This window comes from Alkalimarinus coralli, from assembly GCF_023650515.1.
In the GTDB taxonomy this organism is placed as follows: domain Bacteria; phylum Pseudomonadota; class Gammaproteobacteria; order Pseudomonadales; family Oleiphilaceae; genus Alkalimarinus; species Alkalimarinus coralli.
This window is the reverse complement of the sequence record NZ_CP096016.1, coordinates 1,671,708-1,695,657: the sequence shown is the minus strand read 5'-3', so window position 1 is coordinate 1,695,657 and position 23,950 is coordinate 1,671,708. Positions and strand designations below refer to the sequence as shown.

Below are 23,950 nucleotides of genomic sequence, written 5' to 3'. Positions count from 1 at the left end.
TTAGCCTGCCTCGATAGAGTTTGAGTCGATGTTATTCGGGTTTAATGGTTTTGTTCTAGGTGGCCAATTTGGAGCGCGCTTTTCCAAAAATGCGCTTAATCCTTCTTGTCCTTCTTCGGACACCCTTAAGGCTGCGATTAATTCGCAGGTATAATCGGTCAACTGTTCGTTGTTCTCATGCCTACTGACTTTATCGATGAGTGCTTTTGTAGACGCAATCGCTGTTGGCCCGTTTTTAAGCAATGATGAAATAATTGAATCAGTTGTTTCGATAAGTAGGTCGGGAGGCGTAACTTCACTTATTAGGCCAATGGAGAGCGCCTTATTGGCGTCGAATACTTCGCCAGTTAGGAACAGGCGTCGAGCGGCTCGAGCGCCAATGGCGTCAATGACATAAGGGCTTATCGTTGCCGGGCTCAAACCAAGCTTAACTTCACTCAACGCAAAGCTTGCTCCATTTTCCGCTATAGCAATGTCCGAGCAGGCAATGAGCCCAATGGCACCGCCGTAAGCAGCCCCTTGAACCCGTGCAACGACGGGTTTACTGCATGCGTTAATCGTTGACATGAGTTTTGCGAGCCTGTGAGCATCTGAAAGGTTTTCATCGTAGTTAGCGTTAGCCATGGATTTCATCCAGTTCAGATCTGCACCAGCGGAAAAATGTTTGCCGTTGGAGCACAGTAGAATCACCGAAACAGAATCATTGTTATCAGCATCTATGAAGGCATTTGTAAGATGCTTGATAAGGTTGTCATCGAATGCATTTCCAAGCTTGGGTCTATTAAGCTTTATCAGGGCAACACCATTGTCGTGCACCTCGTAGATAAGGGCGTTGTCAGTCGGCGTTGTTGTATTTGATCTCATGATTTGTCCACTGAAATAGTATCAATATGATTGGCTTAGCCAAATTTGAATTAAACTGACTGCGCTTTCAGATACGTTACATTCGGAATACGCCAAATTTGGTTTCTTCACTTTTTATGTTGAATGATGCTGATATAGCAAGCCCAAGTACACGTCGGGTATCGGATGGTTTGATGATCCCGTCATCCCAGAGTCGGGCGCTTGCGTAATACGGGTCAGACTGTTCTTCAAATTGCTCAATTATTGGCTGTTTAAACTCGCTTTCAGCCTGTTCGCTCCAGTTTACGCCCTTGCGTTCATAGTTTGCTCTTTTAACCTGAGCGAGAACCCCTGCCGCTTGCTCTCCGCCCATCACTGATATGCGGGCGTTAGGCCACATCCATAAAAAGCGAGGCTTATAGGCCCGACCACACATGCCATAATTTCCGGCACCAAAGCTGCCACCGATGACTACGGTATACTTGGGGACTTTTGCACAGGCGACTGCGGTTACCATCTTTGCGCCGTGCTTGGCTATACCGCCTTCTTCATATTTTTTACCAACCATAAAGCCCGTAATATTTTGCAGGAACACCAATGGAATATTTCGTTGGCAGCATAGCTCGATAAAGTGAGCACCTTTTTGCGCGGACTCTGAAAACAGGACGCCGTTATTGGCGATAATTCCGACCGGGTAGCCCATAATGCGGGAAAAGCCGCAGACCAGAGTGGTTCCATAGAACTGTTTGAATTCGTCAAATTCTGAGCCGTCGACAATTCGGGCGATGACCTCACGCGCATCGTATGGTGTTTTGAGGTCAGCCGGTACCACGCCTGCCAGCTCGTCGGGTGAGTATAGAGGTTCTTTTGGTGGTACAGCTTGTGCCAATGGCTGCTTTTGATGATGTGTGTTTTTAATACACTGCCTGGCAAGATAAAGTGCGTGCTCATCATTTTGTGCATAATAATCAGCAACGCCGGATACTTTACAGTGAACATCGGCACCGCCTAGCTCTTCAGCTGAGACCTCTTCACCTGTTGCAGCTTTAACTAGAGGAGGACCAGCCAGGAATATCGTGCTTTGTTCTTTTACCATGATGCTTTCATCAGCCATCGCGGGGACATAAGCGCCCCCGGCGGTACACAGCCCCATAACTACGGCTATTTGGGGAATGCCTTTAGCAGACATGTTTGCTTGTCTGTAAAATATATGTCCGAAATGTTCAGCATCAGGAAATACTTCGTCTTGCTGGGGGAGGTTAGCGCCTCCTGAGTCAACAAGGTATATGCAGGGTAGGCCGTTTTCTTCTGCAATTGTCTGGGCCCTGATATGTTTTTTAACTGAAAGAGGGTAGTAGGTTCCACCTTTCACTGTAGAGTCATTGGCGACGATCATACATTCGACCCCTTCGACTCTTCCGATACCAGCAATTACGCCTGCGGCAGGGACTTTGTCATCATAAACTTCATGCGCCGCGAGCTGACAGATTTCGAGGAACGGCGTGCCAGGGTCAAGCAACTTTGCAACACGTTCTCGAGGGGGGAGCTTTCCTTTTGAGAGATGCTTCTTAAGGGCGGCTTCACCCCCACCTGATTTGATGTCATCGACCACCGAATCAAGCTTATTGACCAGCGCATTCATTGCTGATTCGCGCTGGCGAAATGTGTCCGAGTGAGTGTTAATTTTACTCTTGATGACTGCCATGATCTTATCCGCTTTATGTTAGGCTTTGCTTGTAATTTGACGAGGACGAAGGGTTATTTTGACTCTACATAGAGTTCTCGCCCGATTAACATTCGTCGTATTTCGGATGTCCCGGCTCCAATTTCATACAGCTTTGCGTCTCGTAGCAGACGGCCTGCGGAAAACTCGTTAATGTAGCCATTACCGCCGAGTATCTGAATTGCTTCAAGCGCCATTTTTGTTGCAGCTTCAGCGCAGTACAGGATAACCCCAGCGGCATCTTTACGTGTTGTTTCGCCTCGGTCACAGGCGTTGGCAACAGCGTATAAATACGCCTTGCAGGCATTCAGTGTGGTATACATATCGGCGACTTTTCCCTGGATCAACTGAAATTCACCAATAGACTGATTAAACTGCTTTCGCTCATGAATGTAGGGTACAACAATATCCATACAGGCCTGCATGATGCCGATTGGGCCGCCTGCCAGTACGACACGCTCGAAATCCAGTCCGCTCATAAGAACTTTTACGCCGTTATTTTCCCCTCCCAAGATGTTTTCTTCTGGCACTTCACAGTCTTGAAAGACCAGTTCACAGGTGTTTGAACCACGCATGCCTAACTTGTCCAGTTTGGGAGACCTTGAAAAGCCGGGAAAGTCACGCTCAACAATAAATGCCGTGATGCCGTGAGGCCCTTTAGCGATGTCTGTTTTTGCATAGATGACGTAGGTGTTAGCATCTGGCCCGTTGGTGATCCACATTTTAGTGCCGTTCAGTATGTATTTATCACCATTCTTTTCGGCTTTAAGCTTCATACTGACAACATCACTTCCCGCATTGGGTTCGCTCATTGCCAGCGCGCCGATATGCTCACCAGATATTAATTTGGGAAGGTATTTCTGTTGTTGCTCCGGGGTGCCATTACGATATATTTGGTTTACACATAAGTTTGAGTGCGCCCCATAACTCAAGCCAATTGATGCAGAGGCCCGGCTGATTTCTTCCATTGCAATCGTATGGGCTAAATACCCCATGCCTGAGCCTCCAAGAGACTCGTCGACGGTAATACCCAGCAAACCCAGCTCGCCGAATTTTTTCCACAGGGCATTCGGGAACTCATTTTCACTATCGGTTTTAGCGGCTATGGGGGCTATTTCGTTGTTGGCAAATTGCTTCACCTGATCTCTTAGCATGTTGACGGTTTCGCCAAGGCCAAAATTTAGTGAACTGTATTGGTTTGCCATGTGTTATTCCCTCAGTTTTTATTATTGAAGATGGGTCAATAGGTTATTTGTCAGTGTTAGAAAATGCTTCTCTACATCTAAGCTCTGCATCGTCCAGTTCAGCTTGCATCAACTTTATGTCTTGGAGTTGCTGGCTGAGTACTGAACGTTGTTGCTCTATCTTTTCAAGCAGTGTATTCAACTGCTTTGTGTTTCCAGACTCCGGGTCATATAGCTGAATTAATTCCTTTGACTCGGAAAGGCTAAACCCCAGCCGTTTACCTCTTAGAATTAGCTTTAAATTAACTCTATCCTGGTCTGAGTAAACTCTTGTTTGGCCGTTGCGGGTAGGCGCTAACAAGCCCTCCGACTCATAAAACCGAATAGTTCGCGTTGTCACATCGAACTCTTTTGATAGCTCACTGATAGAAAATGTCTTAGGCATCGTATTTTAAAATCGCATCCGTAAAGAGTTTTTTGGCTAATTGAAAGCATTGCCTTTAATAAGAGTATAATGAATTACGTTTACGTTAACGTCAACTAATCGATTGGCATATACCTAATCTGGTAATGAAGAAATGTTATTTGGATCTGTGCTACTTCAAGTCATCAAGTAGTCTGGAGTTAAGATCGACCCAGCGAGAGAGTTTTTCAGATTCGCCAATTCTTTTTCCTTGGCCTCTTTGTTTAGACAGCCATAGGCCATCACCATTAAAGCTATAAACGGGGACTAAATCTGTGCGCTTTGAGGCAGGTTTGATGTCTGCTATGAGGTTATCGAGTATGAGTGGTTCAGCACTGGGCGTTTCATAGTAAGCAAGTACCATATGCGCTTGGTTCAGGCGAATGGCTTTGACGTAGGTAATGCGGAGTTTATCTACCGGGATGCCCATTGTCTTCAGTGTAAAGTATTTAGCGATGGAATAGTCTTCGCAGTCGCCTCCATTGGTTGCAAGAAGCTCTACAGGTGTCGCCCAGTAGTCCTCTTGCCCCCAATGTTGCAGGTCAGACTTAAACTTTGCAGTGTTAAAGAAACGGTTAACCTGGTTTAACTTGTCCGCCTCAGAAAGCTGAGAGGGAGTGGTCGCGAGTTTCTGCCATAACTCAAGCCGGCTTCTGGCAGATTGACCATATTTGCTTTCGATAAAGCCTAGTAGTTTATCGCTTAACTCAAACGCATAGAGTGCTGAAATACTGAGAGAAAAAGCCAGTATCAGCGGATTACGAAAATGACTGTTTAGCGTTTGTGATAACAGCATTGGTTTAATCTGGTTTGTGTTATTTTTATTTCAGGCAAGGTTTATTGGTTAGGGTGCCTGCTTCATCTTTTCTCTAAGCTGTTCCAGCCTGTTTTTTATCTCTTGTTTTCGTTGCTCACTAAGGGTGTCCAGGTTGACGGCTGGTCTGGTAAAGTTTTTAGGTACTTCAAGTGGCTGGGTTCTTTTTTGCTGAGCCGCACGCACGTTTGAGTTGTTATTATCATTGCGAACGATCCCGATGCTGACATCATCAGGGAAGTATAGATTTTCCAATCGGCCATTTCTCTCTATTACAATCCGCTTATCGTGAACACTTCGAAGTTTTGCATTACCTGGCAGAACATCATTAATAGAGTACTTTAGGGTTTCTTTATCGGGGCCTTCTATCAATGCACTCACTTTTCCTTGTTCAGAGGATGCTGAAACCCCCCGCAGGAGCAGCCTTAAATTGGTCTTGGGGAGATCTTCTGTTTTTACTTCCGCAGGTTGCTGGCTATCATCCTTTGCGATTCCAAATAGTGCAAACTGATCGATATTCCGTTGCGGACGTGTGTTTTGGACAGGCTGTACCGTTGTTTGACTAACTGTTTCTTGAGACGTGTTTTGGAGAGGGGCAAAAAAGTTATAAGCTTGCAGAGATAATGTGGCGATCATAGCCGCAATCAATAAACATAAAACAATGACTGGTATCTTTTGTTGTATCGCAATTTTGTTCACTGTAGGTGCTAACCTTTGTTCTTATAGAGTGTTTATTATATTAGAGTGCCAATGTGAATAATTATAGTCTTGTTTGTCCTGCCAGGCTTCCTTAATTAACGTATTGTTAATAAAATAAATTTTGCGTTAGCGTCAATTTACAGACAAAATGTGTTTAATACCTTATTAATTCGGTTTATTTTTACGGATATTCCGCTATTACTTTTATTTAGATGACTATAATAAAAATGTCCATGGTTAAATATTTGTTACCCGCAAGGAGCTCGCTTTGACTCTCGAAACAAGCTCAGATCTTGTTCGTTCTGAACCAGAAGTTACCTACCGAAGGCTCCCGTTTGGCTTTGCTAAAAAGCACTCTGTAGTGATTACTCAGGATCACTCTGGTGAACGCTGTGTTCTGCACTTGGAGCCATTAAACAATAGCGTGTTTTGTGAGTTAAACCGCTTTATGCAGGGTGAGTTGCGGTTTGAGCAAGTCTCGAAAGAGGTGTTTGAGGAGTCATTGTCATTCGCTTACCAAAACGATTCTGCCGAAGCGATGCAAATGGTTGAAGGGTTAGGGGACGATATGGATCTCGCAAGTCTCGCAGACTCCGTTCCTGAGACTGAAGATTTGCTGGAACAGGAAGATGACGCCCCGATCATCCGCTTGATCAATGCAATTTTAACTGAAGCTGTAAAAACCAATGCATCGGATATTCACATCGAAACCTTCGAGAAGCAGCTTGTTGTTCGTTTCAGGGTGGATGGTGTGTTGCGGGAGATCGTACAGCCAAAACGTGCTTTGGCACCACTCCTTATCAGCCGTATAAAAGTAATGTCTAAGCTTGATATTGCTGAAAAAAGAATTCCTCAAGATGGCCGGATTTCATTACGTGTCGGAGGGCGTGAAGTTGATATTCGAGTATCGACCATGCCGTCAGCTAACGGCGAAAGAATTGTACTTCGACTACTGGATAAACAAGCCGGACGACTTAAGCTTGACTCGTTAGGCTTGTCGGCAAGGGATCTTAAAATCCTTAAAGGACTTGTCTCCAGACCTCATGGCATTATTCTGGTTACAGGGCCAACGGGCTCCGGTAAAACGACAACGCTGTATGCCGGCCTGTCAGAAATTAATGATAAAAGCCGAAACATACTGACCGTAGAAGACCCGATTGAATATAACTTACCAGGGATAGGTCAGACTCAGGTCAACAATAAAGTGGATATGACCTTCTCCCGAGGGTTAAGGGCAATACTTCGTCAAGACCCTGATGTCGTTATGATTGGCGAAATACGAGACCTTGAAACATCCGAAATTGCTGTCCAGGCTAGTTTGACCGGTCACCTGGTTCTATCAACACTGCACACAAACAGTGCTGTTGGGGCCATTACGCGACTGATCGACATGGGGGTCGAGCCATTCCTTATTTCATCAAGTATGGTGGGTATCATTGCCCAGCGTTTGGTGCGAGTGCTATGTTCCAACTGCCGGGAACCTTATCAGCCAGACAAGGAAGCATGTGAATTCCTGCAGCAGGATCCATCTTCGCCGCCCACTATATATCGGGCTACAGGGTGCACCGAGTGTAACCATTTAGGTTATCGGGGGCGAATGGGCATTTATGAAGTTATCGATATAGACGATCAAATGCGCAACCTTATTCATAGCAAAGCCGGTGAGCTGGAGCTTGAAGAGCATGCTCGTAAAAACGGGCCGAGTATTCATGCTGATGGTGTGGCAAAAATTCTCGCAGGTGTTACGTCTGTTGAGGAAGTTCTACGCGTCACACATAGGGAGTAATGAATGGCTGCGTTTGAATATAAAGCCCTCGATGAAAAAGGACGTCAAAAGAAAGGGGTGATCGAAGCTGATAGCGCGAGGCAGGTTCGTCAACAGTTACGAGAGAAGAGGCTTACCCCGTTATCAGTTGAAACGACGGTAGAAAAAGAGACTCGATCCAAGTCGTTTGCGCCTAAAGGCAAAGGTCTGAGTGTGAAAGACCTTGCACTGATCACTCGACAAATTGCTACGCTAATTCAAGCCGGTATTCCTATAGAAGAGGCGTTGAGTGCGGTTGCTGATCAAAACGATAAACCCCGCATTCGCGGCATTATGTTGGCTATCAGGGCGAAGGTTTTGGAAGGGCATACGCTCGCCGACAGTATGGCAGAATTCCCCAGTGCGTTCCCCAAGCTTTATCGTTCGACGGTTGCTGCAGGAGAGCATGCAGGCCACATGGATTTGGTGCTTAATCGCCTGGCCGACTACACAGAAGCTCGCCAGCAGGCCAGACAAAAAATTCAGCTGGCAGCCATTTACCCGGTCATACTGTCTGTTGTCGCAATCTCTATCGTCGTGTTTCTGCTCACCTATGTCGTCCCCGATATTATTGAAGTCTTTATTAATAACGGGCAAGAACTCCCCGCATTAACTCAGTCGCTTCTGGTGGTGAGTGACTTTCTCAGTAACTGGGGGCTGTACATTTTTATCGTTTTGGTTATCGCTTTTGTCATCTTTCAGTACTTTATGAAGAAAGATACATTTCGGTTTTCTGTGCATAAAAAGATACTCACGACGCCTTTTGTCTCTAAGCTGTCTCGGGGAATGAATACCGCACGTTTTGCCAGTACCCTAAGCATCCTTAATAGTAGTGGGGTTCCGCTGGTTGAAGCGATACGAATCTCTGGTGAAGTGCTATCCAATGATTGCCTCAAGTCTTCCATTATGGATGCCGCAGTCATGGTGAGTGAAGGCTCAAGTCTTACCAAGTCACTTGAGAATACGGGTTACTTTCCTCCAATGATGCTGCATATGGTGGCAAGTGGTGAGTCCAGCGGTGAGTTAGACCAGATGCTGGAAAGAACGGCAAGAAATCAGGAAAACGACCTTGAAGGGCTTATTTCAACCATCGTAGGGTTGTTCGAGCCGCTAATGCTACTCGTAATGGGGGTCGTTGTTCTTATTATCGTGTTAGCGATAATGCTGCCTATATTAAGCATGAGTAATCTGGTCGGATAGTTTTAAAAACAATACTTCGTAATAATATTTTTGAGATTAAATAAAATGAACACTATTAAACAGCAACAAGGTTTTACCTTAATCGAAATTATGGTGGTAATGGTTATTCTAGGGTTATTGGTCGCGGTAGTAGCACCCAATATTCTTGGTCGAGGTGAGCAGGCACGAGTGACGGTGGCGGAGACCCAAATTCGCGAAATATCGAATGCGCTTGATCTGTATAAACTCGATAACTTTAGCTATCCGAGTACTGAACAAGGTTTGGAAGCGTTGGTTTCTAAACCCAGTGGTTTCCCAGAACCCAAAAACTGGAACAAAGATGGTTATATGAAGAACGTCCCTGTAGATCCATGGGGTAATCCGTACCAATATATTAGCCCAGGCGTGAACGGCGCTTTTGATCTTTACTCTTTAGGCTCAGACGGTAAAGAAGGGGGCGAAGAAGAAGGCGCAGATATTGGTAATTGGGATGTAAAAGAGTAGCGAATTATAAGGCTATTTTTGTACATCATGATCACTTCAATAACTCAAACCAAAGCGGGCTGCTCATCAGGGTTAAATGTGAGGGGCTTTACCCTGATAGAGATACTTGTTGTCATGGTTCTGTTAGGGCTCCTCACCGGCGTGGCTGTTTTCACGCTTGGAAGCGGTAAATTGCAGCGCGAGCTTGAAAATGAAGCGGAACGGTTACACGCACTATTGAGGATGGCCTCTGACGAGGCGGTTTTGTCCAATACTGAAATCGGTTTTAGTATTGATGAAGAGGGCTATCAGTTTCTTGAGTATGATGAAGAGAAACTAACATGGTCTGACTCTGGTGTTGATGTCTTGAAACCCAGAGAGTTCCCTGAGTGGCTTGCGATTGAGTTTCGTCGAGATGGTGAAGAGAATAAGATTTTAGGTAAAGAGGGTGAAAACCTGAAAAAACCAGACATGATGTTGTTGTCTAGTGGCGAAGTAACCCCGTTTACTATAAGCCTGCAGGTAGAAAAGAACTCAGATGGCCAATATCTTATTTCATCGGACGGGCTGGAAGATATAAAGTTGATCGAGCCCGGCAGGGAAGATGAGTGACGATGGCTAAGTATAAGAAGGGATGTGTTGCTGGCTATGGCAGTAAAAAGACTTTCAGCAAAACAAAAGGGTTTACACTGCTAGAGGTGATGGTAGCAGTAACAATATTTGTCTTTGTGGCTGCAGTGATCTTAAAAGCTACTTCGCAAAATATTGCACAGTATGAACGAATAAGGCTTAAAATGATGGCTAACTGGATCGCCGAAAATAAAATGGCAGAAGTTCGTTTAAGTGAAGGGTTACCTCAGGCAAGAGAGTCTAAACAAGATATAGAATTTGCAAATGAGCATTGGAAATTAGTTTCAAAAGTTACTAAGACCGAAAACCCTTTTGTGAATCGAGTTGATTTAGTGATCTTTCATAAACTAAGCGATGATCAGTTTGAAGAAGGAAATCAAGTGCTGACGTTTTCTGGGTACGCTGGTCTCCATTAATGACTAATTTCAACAGGTCACACAAACAGAGCGGATTTACGTTACTTGAGGTGCTGATTGCAATCGGCATTACAGCCCTGATAGGGTTGGGCACGTGGCAGCTAATGAGTGGCACAATTAGAGCCCAGAACATTACTCAAAATAACAGTGAGCGATTCGAGAAGCTCCATAAGCTGATGCTGATTTTGTCTAGAGATATTCAGCAACTAACGACGAGAGCCATTAGAGACGAGTACGGCGATGTTCAGCCTGCATTGACCAACAGAAATCAGCTCTACCTGGTTGAATTTACTCGGGCGGGATGGCGCAACCCCATGGGTGATGCTAGAAGCGACCTTCAACGCGTTGCATACGAGCTGGTAGATGGGGAGTTGCTGCGCCATTACTGGACGGTATTGGATCGCGCGCAGGATAGCGAAAGTGTGTTTCAGGTTTTGATGGACGATATAGACACTATCTCCCTGCGATTTATGAAGAGCGACAACCAGTGGATTGATAGCTGGCCCGAACAGCAAGCGGCAGGCACTGGGCAAAATATTGAGAATAACCTATTACCTAAAGCCGTAGAAATTACCATTGAGCATCGCTACTTTGGCTCTTTAGTCAGGCTGTATGATATGCCACAGTATATCGACTTATCAGCTAGTGGCTCTGGCAGTGGCTCTGGCAATGGCTCTGGCTCTGGCAATGGCAGTGACGGAAATGAAGGAACGGGTGGAAACGGTTCTGAGAATGGAAACAACAGCAACCAGACTGACAATAATCAATAAAACAGTAACCAAGAAGAGGCAATTTGATCTAATGTCAATGAGTAGTTACTTAAGCCATCTCTCCCAATGGGTTAAACGCATTGCAAGCTAAGAGCAAAATCATCACCCGTGCGCTACCTCTACGCCAAAAAGGCGTTGCCCTTATGATGGTGCTGTTTGTAGCCACGTTGGTAACGATTTTAGCCAGTGGCATGATATCCAGGCAAAGTCTATTTATTAAAAAAGCGGCAAATACCCTAATGCAGAGTCAGGGTTATGAATACGCATTAAGTGCTGAACAGTATGCCCGCGAGATTTTGTTTGCGGACTGGGAAGAAGATAAAAAAGAAGGCGTGTATGCAGATGACCTGAAAGAAAATTGGACTTACGCCGTTAGCTTACCTGTCGATTCTGCTGTTATTGAGGCACAACTTGATGACCTGCAAAGCAAGTTAAATATCAATAGCCTGGTGAATTCAAATGGCTCTAAAAACCAAGTCGCAATAGACCGGTTTAATAACCTGTTTATCGTTCTGGGATATCCCGAACTAAAGGTTGAGAAATTGATCGACTGGATAGATGCCAATAACGAAATTGATGGTGCCGATGGGGCAGAAGAAGGCGAGTACCTGATTAAAGAAAAACCCTATAGAACAAGTAACCAACCGTTTCATTCGGTGTCTGAGTTGATGTTGGTAGATGGAGTTACTGAAGAGATATACCAAAAGCTCCTACCTCATGTTACCGCGTTGCCGGTAGGCGTGAACGGAATCAATGTTAATACCTGTACACCGGAAATAATACGGTCACTACCAAAAGAAAAAACGTTATCCGAAGCAGAAGGTGCATCTATAATTAGTCATAGAGATAACGAACCATTTAAAGACATTAACGAATTTAAAGCGCTGCCCGAGTACGCGGGTTTAAACCTCGAAGGCCCTTTGTCAATTAATACTGAATTTTTTCAGGTATCATCAAAAATAACCTTGGGTGATCGAGTAAGCCGGTTGGTTTCGGTACTTTACCGTGAGAATAGTAAAGGGGAAATGACGCTAATGTCGCGTGATCAAGGCCGAAAGTATATTATTACTAAGCCGATAGAGGTGCTAACTCAGTAACTCGTCACACGGTTATTAGCGGCAACTGACCTAAATGTAATAAACCCGAAAAGATTTCAGGGATATAAAGAGAGCAATAATGCCAAACAAGTTGTTTATTCGAGCACTGTCGTTGCCCGAAACTGAAGAACAAACGCTGTCGGACTTTCAATGGGCGCTCTATGCGCTTGGCGGGCAAAAGTTAGCGGGTGGTGTAGCGGCGCAGTTCGATGACGTTCAGCAACTGCTTGATCAAAACTCGATTGATGAAATCCAGATAATCGGGCTGATCCCCGCCAATATGATCAACTCGACTCAGGTCTCAATACCGGGTAAACAATCTCGGTTCGTTCAGCAGGCGTTACCGTTTGCCGTTGAAGAGCAGCTGGCAGAAGATATTGATAGTGTTCATATCGCATTGGGTGAAAAGTTAAGTAACGGCAGCTATGCGGTCGAAGTAATCAACTATAAACGGTTTGAATCCTACTTCGAGGCGTTAACCAATACGGGTTACCCTGTTAGCGCGATCTATAGCGATGCTTCACTGCTGCCGTTACAGGGAGTAGATGCGGTCATCGGCTTCGAAGATGATTGGGCGTTGGTCGATATAAAACCAGGCACCGTAAGCCGCGTTAAGTTATTTAACTTGGTCAGCTATTTTGAGTCTGTATTATTGGATGATGAACCTGCTGACGAACATAAGAAGCAAGTTAGTTGTTATATACCACCGAGCCAGCTCGACTCACTTAAATTGGTCATGGCAGAACTCCAGCAGACAGAAGGCTTTGAGTGGGTTAGCCATGACTTGAATGTCCCCATGATCGACCTCTTATGCGAATCCTGGTTTCAACAAGGTACTAAAGGCATAAACCTCTGCCAAGGCGACTTTAAAATAGCTAGCGCAGCAGCGCCTTCATTAAAGAAATGGAAAGCTGTAGCCGCCGTAGCCGCCATCTGGTTCGTTTTACAGGTTGGCGTTGATATTGGTAAAGGTTATTACTACCAGCAGGAAGCTGAAAAATATCAGCAACAGGCATTGCAGGAGTATAAAAAGTTATTCCCAGGTGAACGAAGAGTTTCGGTTAACAATCTTAGACGAACGCTTCAAGGTAAGCTTAATTCAGCGAGTAGCGCTCAAGGGAGTGTGGATTTTCTGGCATTATTGAGTGAAACCGGATACCAATACTCAAAGTTGCCCAATAACCAGGCTGTCGAATTTAAGAGCGTGAACTACAGCGACCAGCGTCAGGAGCTTACCATTGAACTAAGAGCCAGCTCCTTTCAACAACTTGACCAGCTAAAAAATAGCCTGACTGATGCAGGGCTAGGTGCAAAAATCAGTTCTGCAATTAATGAGCAAAATAGTGTAAGAGGGCGCTTAAGCGTCACGGGCAGTTAACGATGTCAATTATAAACAAAATTAAAAATACGCCAGCAGTTGTTTCAGCGACACGACAATTGGGCTCGCTGCCCAAAGGGGATCAGCAGGCATTATTAGTGCTGTCTATTGCGCTTGCACTGGCTGTGCTCTATTTCCTTGTCTGGTCTCCTGCTCATAATTATGCTAAAGACCAAGCCGCCAACCTGACAAGTAGCAAAGAGCTTTTAAGCTGGGTTAATGCGAATAAGGGCATTGCCAAGTCACTCGCATCGAGCTCAGGAAGCAATTCATCGCAAATTATGGATAGCCAGACATTAGTCTCAACGGTGAGTGCTAACGCGCAAAAACATAAAATAAAGTTAAAGAGATTCGAACCATCAGGTGACCGAAAGGTCAGAGTCTGGTTAGAAAAAGTACCATTTAACACGATCATAGTTTGGCTAAGGGATCTGGATACAGCTTATAACATTAAGGTATCACAGGTTTCTTTAGACAAGGACGAGAAAGGTGGACTGGTTAACGTTCGGTTAACGCTGAAAGGTTAGCAGATTCGCTATAAGCCAATGCCGGAGGAACAATAATGACAGACACTGCGGAATGTGAACAGGTAGAAGTTGTAAGACTTGACCCTGCTGCAACGACAGAAGCAAAGGTAATTCTTTATCACGCATACCGTGATGAGCCAACATTTAAATATTTATTCGACTCGTCTCGTGCCGGATATGATCAGAGAGTGCGTGCCACGATCAGGGAATTGATCGATCTCCATTTTGCTAATGGACAGGATGTAATAGGGCTCAGTGTGGATAATAAGCTAGTGGGTATAGCGCTAGTGGGTAGCCCCACGGTAAGACTTAATCTGGCAGAGCAGTTTAACTGGCGTATCAGAATGATGTTGACTGCGGGTCTAAGCTCCACACGTCGTTATATTGAATACCATACGCAAGTAAAAGATGCCCTCCCAGGGACTGAGCATCATGAACTGCCATTAATGGGCGTAGACGCTTCTCACCAAAGAAAGGGGTATGGGCGGATGTTGCTTAGCGCGGTAGAAAAACTCTGTAGCGAAAATCCTCGTTCATGTGGTATTGGTCTCGATACAGGCAATACCCGCTACCTCAAATTTTATGAGTCTATGGGCTACAACAAAGTGGGTGAAATTCAACTGGGTGAATTTACCGAGACTGTTTTATTTAAACCCCGTAGCTGCCCGGTTTAATACTTATCTCGTAGCAAACTGAAACTTAGGAAGTTCCTCAATATGTCTGAATACGATTATGACCTGTTTGTCATTGGTGCAGGTTCAGGAGGTGTTCGCCTCTCACGCATTGCCTCTGGCCTGGGTGCTAAAGTCGCGGTTGCAGAAGACCGTTATATGGGTGGTACGTGTGTTAATGTGGGTTGTGTGCCTAAGAAACTGTTTGTGTACTCATCACACGTTGCCGAAGACCTGGAGGATGGTGCAGGTTTTGGCTGGACGAATAGCGGCAATCTTAATTTCGATTGGAATACCCTTAGAGATAATAAAACAAATGAAATCAATCGGTTAAATGGAATTTATAATAATTTACTTGAAGGTGCAGGCGTTACCGTTCATAACGGACGCGCACGCTTTGTTGACAACCATACCGTTGCGATTGGAGAGGTGACTTATACCGCAAAATATATTGCTATCGCGACAGGGAGTTGGCCGTATGTACCAGAGTTTGAAGGCTCAGAGCATGCGATTACGTCGAATGAATTTTTCTTCTTACCCGAATTACCAAAATCTGCCATCGTACTGGGCGGCGGTTATATTGCTGTAGAGCTGGCGGGGATTCTAAATGGCTTAGGAGTCGATACAACACTGGTATATCGAGGAGAGCTGTTTCTGCGCGGGTTTGATGAAGACATACGCTTATTTGCCAAAGATGAGATTGAGAAAAAAGGCGTTAAGCTTGTTTTCAACAATAACATCCGCTCAATTACGAAAGCTGGAGAGGCGTATAGTGTCGCTCTTGAAGATGGCTGCACTATCAATACTGGTTTAGTGCTCGCAGCAACCGGGCGAAAAGCGCATACGCAAGATATTGGCATTGAAAATACCGAAGTCGAAGTCAATGAAGCGGGCAATATTAAGGTCGACAGTAATTTTGCTACAACGGTCAAAAATATTTTCGCAGTGGGTGATGTAAAAGGTGGGTATCAGCTTACGCCCGTTGCCCTTGCAGAAGGAATGGCGCTCGCACGAAACCTATTTGCTGGCAAGCCCATTGATATGGATTACGAAAACATACCGACAGCGGTGTTTTGCCAGCCAACGATAGGGACGGTCGGGTTAACTGAAACTCAGGCGCGTGAACGGTTTGGAGAGGTGGATATTTACAAGTCAGAGTTCCGCCCAATGAAACATACACTTTCTGGCCGAAACGAACGAACCTTTATGAAAATGATTGTTGACGTAAAGAGTGATCGAGTTGTCGGTGCCCATATGGTAGGGCCTGAAGCGGGCGAAATCATGCAAGGTATAGCCATTGCTATCAAAGCGGGTGCCACCAAGGCTCATTTTGATGAGACCATCGGTATACATCCAACGGCCGCTGAAGAGTTCGTTACGATGAGAGAACCCGCATAGAACGTGGATGAAATCTCCCTGGATGGAAGGCTCGTTACATGGAGCCTTCTTTCTGCACCTGTTTCAGGGTTGGAATTTCCATACCTTTATCATGAAGTACTTCTTTAATAATGCACGGATAAATTTTATCTTTCAGCTGCGCCGAATATCCGTATACCAGCGATAGATCACAAAGCACATTAATGATCCTGGGCACACCGCCGCTGTGTTCCCATATCAGGTGCATCCCTTCTTCACAAAACAAAGAGGGGCTACCGCCTACTGTTAACAGCCGATGGCGTATGTACCCTGTTGTTTCCATAAAGTTTAAAGCGCCGAGGTGGTAGTCGACAATAACCCGTTGCGTAAACTGTTGAAACTCAGGTTTCGCCAACTGATCTCTAAGTTCTGGCTGTCCCACAATCAAAAACTGTAATGCGGTATGTTTGCCTGAGTTGAGGTTCGACAACAGCCTGACTTGCTCTAGCAGTTTCATTCCAAGGTGTTGTGCCTCATCGATAATAATCGCAACATTACGCCCTTCAGAGTACTCTTTGATTAAAAACTTTGTGAACGTATCGTAGAGTTCAACATGACTTTTACCGGAGTAGTCGAGGTTAAAGGCAAATAAAATCCACTGAAGTAACTCGAGCGCGTCAGTACATTGCGTATTGTTGACAACACCAATGGTCAGGTTCGGCGAGTCCTGGGAGATCACTTTTGAAATCAATGTCGTTTTCCCTGAACCTACTTCCCCCGTTATAACCGCAAACCCGGCTTGAGTTGCCAAGGCGTAGCGCATCAGCATTAATGCCTTTTTATGTTTTTGAGTTAGAAAAAGAAAATCGGGATCGGGCGAAATGCAGAAGGGCTTATCTCTAAAATGGTAATATTGATTGTACATTTCCCAAACTCCTGGTCTGCATTATGACAGGCCAAATTAGTTCAGAGGCTTTAGAGAGTAGTAGTGGTTCATTCTATAACTCTGTTTTGCCTCAATAATAGTCTTTATAATTGGAGCCGTTCCCTGGCGCTTTATTCAAAACGGTCCCTATTAAGTTAACACCCGAAAGCAACTCTTTTGCCTGTTTTAGTGATTTATCCTGAGTAACGCCATCTTCGACCACTAATAACATTGCATCAACAAATGTAGAGAATGCGATTGCATCGTCACCTATGAGAATAGGGGGCAAATCATAAATAATAATATGGTTTGGGTGCAGCCTTCTCAACGTTGTTACAAGTTCGAGCATTTTAGGTGACTTAAGTAATTCCGGGCCTCCCCGAATTTTTTCGGAGCAGGGGAGTACCGCAAAGTCTTCAATGCCCGGGCTAAATAGCAAGGACTCAACGGCTGCACCATTAAGCAAAAAGTCCTCTATGCCTTTTTCAGGCTCTATGCCAAAGTACTGGTGAGTGCTGGGCCGTCTGAAATCAGTATCCACAACAATAACCGATTGGCCGGGTTCTTTGGCAATCGCAATACCCAGGTTAATGGTCGTCAGTGACTTGCCGTTCTTGGGTTCAACGCTGGTGATCCCTAAACTTTTCCAGCCATTCTGACTCATTCGCTGAAGTATTCTTGTCCTTAACAGCCTGAATGCATCGGCAATCGGTTCTTCCCAGTAGCTGCTGATAACTTTCTGTTTACGCAAAAAGTCTTCTGGGATTTCAATGGTTTTTACTGGTGCAGACTCTGGAGAAAGCGGGTCTCCTTCTGCGCCACTATAGCCGGTAGCTGGTGAGACGTTAGCACGACTTTTTGGCATGTCTAACGTATGTTCTTCTTTAGCAAGTTTAAGTGCTTGAGCAATGCGATCCATAACTCATTCCTTCTATTCGCTTTGACTATTTATGACAGCGCTTTCTTTTTGAACCTCTGGCTCTTCTACGCTGGATGTTGCCTGAACATAGATATACCCAGCGACCAGTAAAACAAAGAGCACTATAAAGTAGGGGGCGCGAGAACTTTTTTGTTCAGTAGAGAACTTGTCTTCGTTGATCACCGGAATGCTAACCAGAGGTGGTGCTTCCATGATAGCGATAACATCGTGCGCACCATGAATCGAATGATCGGTTAGCTCTGCACCAGAAGCGGCTCCAATACCGCCAACAAACGCGAGGAAACCACCAAGAAGGACGATCCCCAGTTTGTTCGACTTATCAGGGCTTTGGGGTAACTGTGCGTACTCTAAAAGGGTCAGGCGTTCTCCTTTTTGATCCTTTTCAACCGACTCGGCAATTTCAGCTTTTACGAGTTTTGCTTTAACTTCTTCGTATGTTTTTAATTTCTCTCTATATGCTCGTTCGAGTGACAGGTACTCTTTCTCGACGACAGGTGAGTTAAAAATTCGTTTTTGGTATTCAGCCAAATCGTTTTGTAGCTCAGCCATACGCGCTTTTGAGGCTCTCAAGTTTGTAATCGCGGCCTTTAATTCACTCTTTATTCTGGCCACGTCAGGCGAGTCCATAATATTGGATGCCGATAACGCTTCATCGTAGTTCCCTTCGCTTCTGACTAACTTAAAGTCGGATATTTTTTCTTTAAGCCTTATTATGTCCGGGTGTTGAGGGGAGTAACGAGCACTCAACTCAGCCAGTTCTCGCTTCATTTGTGCCAGCTGCTCAGCCTGTTTGTCGATTTGAGTCAGGTTCCCTACCTGGCTTTCAAGCGCTGCGATCTCGTTACCCAGCTTGACGATATCTGGGTGGTCAGGCCCATACACGGACTCTGCCTGCCTTTTTTCCGCCTTTAAGGTGTTAAGTTGTTGCAGAAGTGGAACGGTTTTTCCGTCTGATGTAACAGAAGGAAGTGCGGTTTGCATGGAGGCGAGCTGATCGACTAACGCTGACCTTCTTAATTCAAGATCCCTCATAATTGCACTTTCACTATCAATTTGTGCGTCTGTTTTTTGAAACAGTGCGAGATTGATGCTTACTCGGTCGGGCAGCTCTGTAATATTTTGCTGTTTGAACTCAGCTAGCTTATTTTCAAACTCGGTAACCTGCGCGGCATGTTTTTCAAGTTGATCCTGAAGAAAGCGTGTGACCTTTTCCGCTTCGACTCGTCGCTCTTTACTATGGGTTTCTAAAATAAGCTCCGTAACTTTGTTTGCCCCAAGCTGGGATAATTCTGGTGTTTCTGCGGCAAATCCGACCGTAATTGCGATGGTGGTGACGCGTGGACGGTTTGTTTTTGATGTGGTCGACTGTATATCAACCACATCGATGGATATCGACTCTTTAATGTTAAAGGTGACCGCCCGATCAATTGTGCTGGCGTCGTCTTCTACAATGGAGAGCTTCTTAGCCAGTTCCCATAGGTTTTCTTGGGTTAACAAACGTTTTTTAAACACTTCAATCCGGTCAATAACATATCCTGTAACCGTGCTTTCAAGTAGATCTGCTGGCACATCAGGCTGTTCTACCAATATTGAAGCTTCAGACCGGTAAACAGGAGGGATAAAACTGCTTACGATGAGCGCAAGTGCAAATATAACAGCGCTTGTGTTGATTAAAATCCACTTTCTTCGTTTAAACGCATTAAGGTATTCTTCCAGGTTGAACGAACCTTGTATTCCATTGGATTCCACAATGACACCTCAATTAGCAAATTACATTCTAAAATCACTCATATAGCGCACGGAAATAAAGAGTGCATTACTGTCCGCTTCAGTGAGTTCTTTTTCTTTTCGAAATCGGTAACCGAAATCGAGATCGATTGATTCTGTTATATGCCAATAAAGCGAGGTTCTTATAGTTGTATAGCGACGATTGCTGTTCGCAATTTCTTTTACTATGGATCTGTTTCTGTAATACAGCGCGCTTAATTCGTAACCCCACTTGGGGTCGATTTCGCCCGTTAAGCCAATGATATATCGATCTTTCGCAACGATATTGCCAAAATCTCCGGGGGCAAGGACTCTTTCAGCGGATGCATTTACCGCTAATGAATCCAGTGAATACACGCCGGATACTTCGTATAGCAGGCCGGTATCTGTTTCTGAAATATCACGTTTCTCGCCATCAACATAATATACACCGACCGAAGCGTAGGAGGTGAAACGCTCTCCATATAGCCTTTCATTTGCCACTGAACCGATTAAAAAGTCATAATTCTCGTCATCTTCCGATTCGTAATGATTGACCCCAATACTTGGTGTAACTTCATTTACCTCGCTGGTTTTGAATGAGTAGTAACCTGTTAAATTATGGCTAAACGCATCGACCAAATTGGTGTTGCTGTTATTCTCATACTGGAGGTCAGAGTATTTATATCTCATCCCAACGTCACTTGTTTCTGTTAAATCATATGACCAGGAAGGGATTAGGTAGTAACGGTTACGGGTAACATCATCGCGTATAAACCCCACATCACTGCCAATATCTTCATCATCGCTGGGAATATCCGCCTCATCATCTATAGTTATGTCTTTCGCCGTTGAGTCCTGAATGCCAATTGCATCTAACTGCCAGAGATGCCGTTCGTAATCGCGTCGTCCTCTTAATTTAACTTTATAGTCATTACGGCTATCGAGGCCTTCGCCCTTCTGGTAGCTCACGTTATCCCACCTGATATCTCCACTTAACAGAGAAATGTCATCTTTGTAGACACCTTTTCCACCTAATGATGTGGTCGTCTCGACCGCCTCTACCGGGTCATCATCTAATCTGATGTTATCGTCGTATATTGTTTCAACCTGAGCGAGTGGGGTGAGTTCTTTAAGGCCTGCATTCGCCCTTAAGGAGACGGATAGCGCTAACAACGCCCACAACGCAACTTTGGTAACTCGTCGCATGCTACTCGGGAACTCCATATTCCACCTCATTTTTACCACTCACGTTAGCAACTTATCGCTTCGACAAATTATTGTTATGGAAACCCTATGGCACTAAAACGACATCTCCACTTTTTAAAATGATATTTTGGCCCAGTTTGGTGCCCGCACTGGCAGACGAATACTCAAATGGAAAAGCCCTCTCAACCCCTTCTATTCGTCTCAGTATCTTAATATTGTCAGATGCTGCGTACGGTGTTAGGCCATTAGCGATCGAAAGTGCTTGAAGTACATCGACGTAGCTACCCAACACATATTGGCCAGGTTTGTTGACTTTACCCAGCACGTAAATTTTGTAGCTTGAGGCCCTGACTAATGAGACAGACACTTCAGCCTTAGGTATGTATTTGCTAATTTTCTTACTGACCATTTTTTTAACTTCATTGATGGTTTTGTCTCTAACCTGTACATCCCCAACCAACGGAAATGAGATGCCTCCATCGGGTCTGACAACAACTTCGCGGTCTAGCTCAGGCTCCTTCCATACCGATATTTTCAAGACATCTTCCGGGCCGATCAGGTAGGTTGAGCTGTGTGTAGGCATTGCTCCATTGGCGGCAGGTGCAGACGCTTGCTTATTAGCCTTGTTCATTGATTTATTTGATGCGCAGGCTGAAATCGCTATCGTCATGAATGAGACTAAGATGATTTTAAAACACAAGGAAAGCCTGTTAACTACATGGCTGCGCGAAGGCGTACGATTTGGTTTGGCGGTTAGAGAGTTCATTTTCCGTACCTGTCTTATTCATGGATGTTGTTATTAAGAGCGTTACAAAAAATTACTTTATGTAACTCAGGGTAGGACTAATCATAACGTTGCGCAAATATTGACCAGCATTTGGAACGACTCATCTCAATAGCGCTAATTTGCTGATTTAAATAACTAAACTTAAGCTCGCTATTAACAGCATTTTTTATAGAAAATAAAATTATAAAATCATCAACTCCAATCACTGGCGGTATATCCGTTTAAACTCTACTTTTTAGCTTAAGGAAACTAAAAACTGAACGCGTTATTTTTCAGATATAAAATAATTGATTGAGTTAATGGAATAACCGCTACAAATTGGTCGCCTTGTAAACTCCTTGTTTTTGAATCGCAGTATTACGCCTAGCCATAGCACAACATACGGTAGGCATGGTCGCGCTCAAACGGTTACGTCATTTGTCGTTGTTTGAGAATCAGCTGGAGATAACAAGATGAAAGTTGCGATACTTGCAGGTGGTTTGGGGACTCGCTTAGGCGAAGAAACCGAACTCAAACCAAAGCCAATGGTTACCATTGGTTCCCAGCCAATCCTTTGGCACATCATGAAGCATTACTACCAGTACAACTTTAAAGAGTTTGTTATAGCGCTGGGTTATCGCGGTGAATATATCAAGCGCTGGATGACAGACTATTGTCCTTTGAACTCAAACATGACTGTCAGAATGGCAACAGGAGATGTCGAACTCCACTCGCCTGATACACCTGACTGGATTGTAGATCTTGTTGATACCGGGCAAGGGACGGCAACCGGTGGCAGAATCAAGCGCCTGAAAGAGTGGGTGGGTAACGAAACGTTTATGCTCACATGGGGTGATGGCGTTTCAGATATCGACCTTGACGAATTGCTGAAGTTTCATAAATCGCACGGTAAGTTCGCAACATTAACGGCGGTGCGCCCACCCGCAAGATTCGGCCACCTAAGCTTTAAAGGCGACCAAGTTTGTCAGTTTCAGGAGAAACCCCAAACGGCAGAAGGGTGGATTAATGGCGCCTTCTTTGTACTGGAGCCCGAAGTATTTGACTATGTTGAAGGCGATGCAACTCAATGGGAGCTAGAACCTTTAGAGGGGCTGGCCAGTGATGGACAGCTTATGGCCTATAAACATCATGGTTTCTGGCAGTGCATGGATACCGTAAGAGACAAAAAGTCGCTCGAAAGCCTCTGGTCTCAACCTAACCCACCTTGGAAATCCTGGAGCTAAATGATGAGAGTCTTAGTCACCGGAAATAATGGATATATTGGTTCGGTACTCGTCCCCATGCTTATAAACCACGGTTTTGACGTGGTCGGTTTGGACTCTGACCTATACCGGCGTTGTACATTTATAGGCGACCTGACGCCTGTTGATCAAATTGAAAAAGACATACGAGATGTTGAGTTATCTGACCTTGATGGAATCGACTCAATTGTTCACTTGGCCGGGTTATCAAATGATCCATTAGGGGATTACCAACCATCACTCACGCAAGATATCAATGAAAAAGCATCAATTAACCTGGCGGCGCTTGCAAAACAAGCGGGTGTACAGCGATTCATTTTCGCTTCTTCATGTAGTAACTATGGCGCATCAGGTGACAACTTTCTTAATGAGGCTGCGGCATTTAACCCTGTTACACCTTATGGTGAATCAAAAGTTGCAGTAGAGCTAGCGCTTGCACCGATGGCAAGTGACAAATTTTCACCCACCTTTCTCAGAGCCTCAACGGCTTATGGGGTATCGCCCCGGCTCAGGTTTGACCTGGTATTAAATAACTTGACGGCATGGGCGTTTACTACCGGTCGAGTACATCTTAAAAGTGATGGTACGCCATGGCGACCACTGGTTCATGTTGAAGATATTGCTAGAGCCTATATTGCTGCGTTAACCGCGCCCATTGAATCCGTCCACAATAGAGCGTTTAACGTCGGGTTAACCACCGAGAATTACAGAATGAGAGAGCTGGCTGAGTTGGTTAAATCAGTTGTTCCTGATTGTGAAATTGACTTTGCGGATGATGCAGGCCCAGACAAACGCTGCTACCGAGTTGATTGTGACTCAATTGCTACCACGCTCCATGGTTTTAAACCTCAATGGACAGCACTGCGCGGTGTGGTTCAACTCTATGAGGCTTATCGAGAAGTAGGGTTAACGCTAGACGAATTCGAAGGATTTAAGTTTAAGCGAATTGCGCATGTAAAACAGCTAATTGAAGAAGGCCTGCTTGATAATAACTTGCGTTGGGTGTTGCCTGAACATAGCAGGTTAGTAGCAAATTAAAACTCAAAATGGGCTTGTTACGATTGA

24 protein-coding genes are annotated in these 23,950 nt (G+C 44.8%); 13 read left to right on the top strand and 11 right to left on the bottom strand.

The genetic code is table 11. The annotated features are described in order from the left end of the window. The 6 genes from MY523_RS07545 to MY523_RS07520 all read right to left on the bottom strand — a co-directional run bounded on the left by MY523_RS07545 (nt 1) and on the right by MY523_RS07520 (nt 5,726). Complete coding sequence (locus MY523_RS07545) at nt 1-864, bottom strand: enoyl-CoA hydratase/isomerase family protein (protein WP_250658175.1); 864 nt, start codon at nt 862-864, stop codon at nt 1-3. A gap of 76 nt (nt 865-940) precedes the next feature. Further along, complete coding sequence (locus MY523_RS07540; protein WP_250658174.1) at nt 941-2,548, bottom strand: carboxyl transferase domain-containing protein; 1,608 nt, start codon at nt 2,546-2,548, stop codon at nt 941-943. Nucleotides 2,549-2,601: 53 nt separating this feature from the next. Further along, nucleotides 2,602-3,771, bottom strand: a complete 1,170-nt coding sequence (locus MY523_RS07535) for an isovaleryl-CoA dehydrogenase (RefSeq protein WP_250658173.1) — start codon at nt 3,769-3,771, stop codon at nt 2,602-2,604. Between the two features lie 43 nt (nt 3,772-3,814). Then, complete coding sequence (locus MY523_RS07530; protein ID WP_250658172.1) at nt 3,815-4,195, bottom strand: MerR family transcriptional regulator; 381 nt, start codon at nt 4,193-4,195, stop codon at nt 3,815-3,817. 151 nt (nt 4,196-4,346) lie between these two features. Beyond that, on the bottom strand, nt 4,347-5,009 hold the full coding sequence (locus MY523_RS07525) for a transglutaminase-like cysteine peptidase (protein ID WP_250658171.1): 663 nt from the start codon (nt 5,007-5,009) through the stop codon (nt 4,347-4,349). A 48-nt stretch (nt 5,010-5,057) separates the two neighbouring features. Further along, nucleotides 5,058-5,726 carry a type II secretion system protein N gene (locus MY523_RS07520; RefSeq protein WP_250658170.1) on the bottom strand — a complete coding sequence of 223 codons (669 nt, stop codon included), beginning with the start codon at nt 5,724-5,726 and terminating at the stop codon, nt 5,058-5,060. A 268-nt stretch (nt 5,727-5,994) separates the two neighbouring features. On the opposite strand from MY523_RS07520, the gene gspE reads away from it, so the two are divergent. The 11 genes from gspE to gorA all read left to right on the top strand — a co-directional run bounded on the left by gspE (nt 5,995) and on the right by gorA (nt 16,079). Beyond that, a complete protein-coding gene (gene gspE, locus MY523_RS07515; protein WP_250658169.1) occupies nt 5,995-7,512 on the top strand; it encodes a type II secretion system ATPase GspE in 1,518 nt (505 codons plus the stop codon). 3 nt (nt 7,513-7,515) lie between these two features. Beyond that, nucleotides 7,516-8,730, top strand: coding sequence for a type II secretion system inner membrane protein GspF (gene gspF, locus MY523_RS07510; RefSeq protein WP_250658168.1), 1,215 nt, complete (start codon nt 7,516-7,518; stop codon nt 8,728-8,730). A gap of 45 nt (nt 8,731-8,775) precedes the next feature. Continuing rightward, nucleotides 8,776-9,213: a type II secretion system major pseudopilin GspG gene (gene gspG, locus MY523_RS07505; RefSeq protein ID WP_250658167.1), complete on the top strand. Its 438-nt coding sequence runs from the start codon at nt 8,776-8,778 to the stop codon at nt 9,211-9,213. A 27-nt stretch (nt 9,214-9,240) separates the two neighbouring features. Further along, nucleotides 9,241-9,804 (top strand): type II secretion system minor pseudopilin GspH, encoded by a 564-nt coding sequence (gene gspH / locus MY523_RS07500; protein WP_250658166.1) that lies wholly within the window; start codon nt 9,241-9,243, stop codon nt 9,802-9,804. 2 nt (nt 9,805-9,806) lie between these two features. Further along, a complete protein-coding gene (gspI, locus tag MY523_RS07495; protein WP_250658165.1) occupies nt 9,807-10,238 on the top strand; it encodes a type II secretion system minor pseudopilin GspI in 432 nt (143 codons plus the stop codon). Further along, nucleotides 10,238-11,008 (top strand): type II secretion system minor pseudopilin GspJ, encoded by a 771-nt coding sequence (gene gspJ / locus MY523_RS07490; protein WP_250658164.1) that lies wholly within the window; start codon nt 10,238-10,240, stop codon nt 11,006-11,008. The genes gspI and gspJ overlap by 1 nt, the downstream gene beginning before the upstream one ends. 80 nt (nt 11,009-11,088) lie before the next feature. After that, nucleotides 11,089-12,105 (top strand): type II secretion system minor pseudopilin GspK, encoded by a 1,017-nt coding sequence (gspK, locus tag MY523_RS07485; protein WP_250658163.1) that lies wholly within the window; start codon nt 11,089-11,091, stop codon nt 12,103-12,105. A 79-nt stretch (nt 12,106-12,184) separates the two neighbouring features. Continuing rightward, entirely contained in the window at nt 12,185-13,483 is a 1,299-nt protein-coding gene (gspL, locus tag MY523_RS07480; RefSeq protein ID WP_250658162.1) for a type II secretion system protein GspL, read from the top strand. A 2-nt stretch (nt 13,484-13,485) separates the two neighbouring features. Continuing rightward, nucleotides 13,486-14,010: a type II secretion system protein M gene (locus tag MY523_RS07475; protein ID WP_250658161.1), complete on the top strand. Its 525-nt coding sequence runs from the start codon at nt 13,486-13,488 to the stop codon at nt 14,008-14,010. 35 nt (nt 14,011-14,045) lie between these two features. Next, entirely contained in the window at nt 14,046-14,684 is a 639-nt protein-coding gene (locus tag MY523_RS07470) for a GNAT family N-acetyltransferase (protein ID WP_250658160.1), read from the top strand. A gap of 42 nt (nt 14,685-14,726) precedes the next feature. Further along, complete coding sequence (gorA, locus tag MY523_RS07465; protein ID WP_250658159.1) at nt 14,727-16,079, top strand: glutathione-disulfide reductase; 1,353 nt, start codon at nt 14,727-14,729, stop codon at nt 16,077-16,079. Between the two features lie 34 nt (nt 16,080-16,113). On the opposite strand, the gene MY523_RS07460 is transcribed toward gorA, so the two are convergent. The 5 genes from MY523_RS07460 to MY523_RS07440 all read right to left on the bottom strand — a co-directional run bounded on the left by MY523_RS07460 (nt 16,114) and on the right by MY523_RS07440 (nt 21,623). Next, complete coding sequence (locus MY523_RS07460) at nt 16,114-16,962, bottom strand: ExeA family protein (RefSeq protein ID WP_250658158.1); 849 nt, start codon at nt 16,960-16,962, stop codon at nt 16,114-16,116. A gap of 91 nt (nt 16,963-17,053) precedes the next feature. Then, a complete protein-coding gene (locus MY523_RS07455) occupies nt 17,054-17,881 on the bottom strand; it encodes a CpsD/CapB family tyrosine-protein kinase (protein ID WP_250658157.1) in 828 nt (275 codons plus the stop codon). A gap of 12 nt (nt 17,882-17,893) precedes the next feature. Further along, on the bottom strand, nt 17,894-19,651 hold the full coding sequence (locus MY523_RS07450; RefSeq protein WP_250658156.1) for a GumC family protein: 1,758 nt from the start codon (nt 19,649-19,651) through the stop codon (nt 17,894-17,896). Between the two features lie 21 nt (nt 19,652-19,672). Further along, nucleotides 19,673-20,857: a hypothetical protein gene (locus MY523_RS07445; protein WP_250658155.1), complete on the bottom strand. Its 1,185-nt coding sequence runs from the start codon at nt 20,855-20,857 to the stop codon at nt 19,673-19,675. Between the two features lie 85 nt (nt 20,858-20,942). Next, entirely contained in the window at nt 20,943-21,623 is a 681-nt protein-coding gene (locus MY523_RS07440) for a polysaccharide biosynthesis/export family protein (protein ID WP_250658154.1), read from the bottom strand. A 473-nt stretch (nt 21,624-22,096) separates the two neighbouring features. Between MY523_RS07440 and rfbF the strand changes: the two genes are divergently transcribed. Both rfbF and MY523_RS07430 read left to right on the top strand, forming a co-directional pair. Continuing rightward, entirely contained in the window at nt 22,097-22,867 is a 771-nt protein-coding gene (rfbF, locus tag MY523_RS07435; RefSeq protein WP_250658153.1) for a glucose-1-phosphate cytidylyltransferase, read from the top strand. Then, on the top strand, nt 22,868-23,923 hold the full coding sequence (locus MY523_RS07430; protein ID WP_250658152.1) for an NAD-dependent epimerase/dehydratase family protein: 1,056 nt from the start codon (nt 22,868-22,870) through the stop codon (nt 23,921-23,923). It begins immediately after the preceding gene. Nucleotides 23,924-23,950: the final 27 nt, after the last annotated feature.

Coding starts and splice junctions, on each gene's coding strand:
- gspL (WP_250658162.1), top strand. CDS start 12,185: ATGCCAAACAAGTTGTTTATTCGAGCACTGTCGTTGCCCGAAACTGAA.
- gspF (WP_250658168.1), top strand. CDS start 7,516: ATGGCTGCGTTTGAATATAAAGCCCTCGATGAAAAAGGACGTCAAAAG.
- gspG (WP_250658167.1), top strand. CDS start 8,776: ATGAACACTATTAAACAGCAACAAGGTTTTACCTTAATCGAAATTATG.
- MY523_RS07440 (WP_250658154.1), bottom strand. CDS start 21,623: ATGAACTCTCTAACCGCCAAACCAAATCGTACGCCTTCGCGCAGCCAT.
- MY523_RS07525 (WP_250658171.1), bottom strand. CDS start 5,009: ATGCTGTTATCACAAACGCTAAACAGTCATTTTCGTAATCCGCTGATA.
- MY523_RS07455 (WP_250658157.1), bottom strand. CDS start 17,881: ATGGATCGCATTGCTCAAGCACTTAAACTTGCTAAAGAAGAACATACG.
- gorA (WP_250658159.1), top strand. CDS start 14,727: ATGTCTGAATACGATTATGACCTGTTTGTCATTGGTGCAGGTTCAGGA.
- MY523_RS07530 (WP_250658172.1), bottom strand. CDS start 4,195: ATGCCTAAGACATTTTCTATCAGTGAGCTATCAAAAGAGTTCGATGTG.
- gspI (WP_250658165.1), top strand. CDS start 9,807: ATGGCTAAGTATAAGAAGGGATGTGTTGCTGGCTATGGCAGTAAAAAG.
- MY523_RS07475 (WP_250658161.1), top strand. CDS start 13,486: ATGTCAATTATAAACAAAATTAAAAATACGCCAGCAGTTGTTTCAGCG.
- gspJ (WP_250658164.1), top strand. CDS start 10,238: ATGACTAATTTCAACAGGTCACACAAACAGAGCGGATTTACGTTACTT.
- MY523_RS07460 (WP_250658158.1), bottom strand. CDS start 16,962: ATGTACAATCAATATTACCATTTTAGAGATAAGCCCTTCTGCATTTCG.
- gspH (WP_250658166.1), top strand. CDS start 9,241: ATGATCACTTCAATAACTCAAACCAAAGCGGGCTGCTCATCAGGGTTA.
- MY523_RS07545 (WP_250658175.1), bottom strand. CDS start 864: ATGAGATCAAATACAACAACGCCGACTGACAACGCCCTTATCTACGAG.
- MY523_RS07445 (WP_250658155.1), bottom strand. CDS start 20,857: ATGCGACGAGTTACCAAAGTTGCGTTGTGGGCGTTGTTAGCGCTATCC.
- MY523_RS07535 (WP_250658173.1), bottom strand. CDS start 3,771: ATGGCAAACCAATACAGTTCACTAAATTTTGGCCTTGGCGAAACCGTC.
- MY523_RS07430 (WP_250658152.1), top strand. CDS start 22,868: ATGATGAGAGTCTTAGTCACCGGAAATAATGGATATATTGGTTCGGTA.
- rfbF (WP_250658153.1), top strand. CDS start 22,097: ATGAAAGTTGCGATACTTGCAGGTGGTTTGGGGACTCGCTTAGGCGAA.
- MY523_RS07540 (WP_250658174.1), bottom strand. CDS start 2,548: ATGGCAGTCATCAAGAGTAAAATTAACACTCACTCGGACACATTTCGC.
- MY523_RS07470 (WP_250658160.1), top strand. CDS start 14,046: ATGACAGACACTGCGGAATGTGAACAGGTAGAAGTTGTAAGACTTGAC.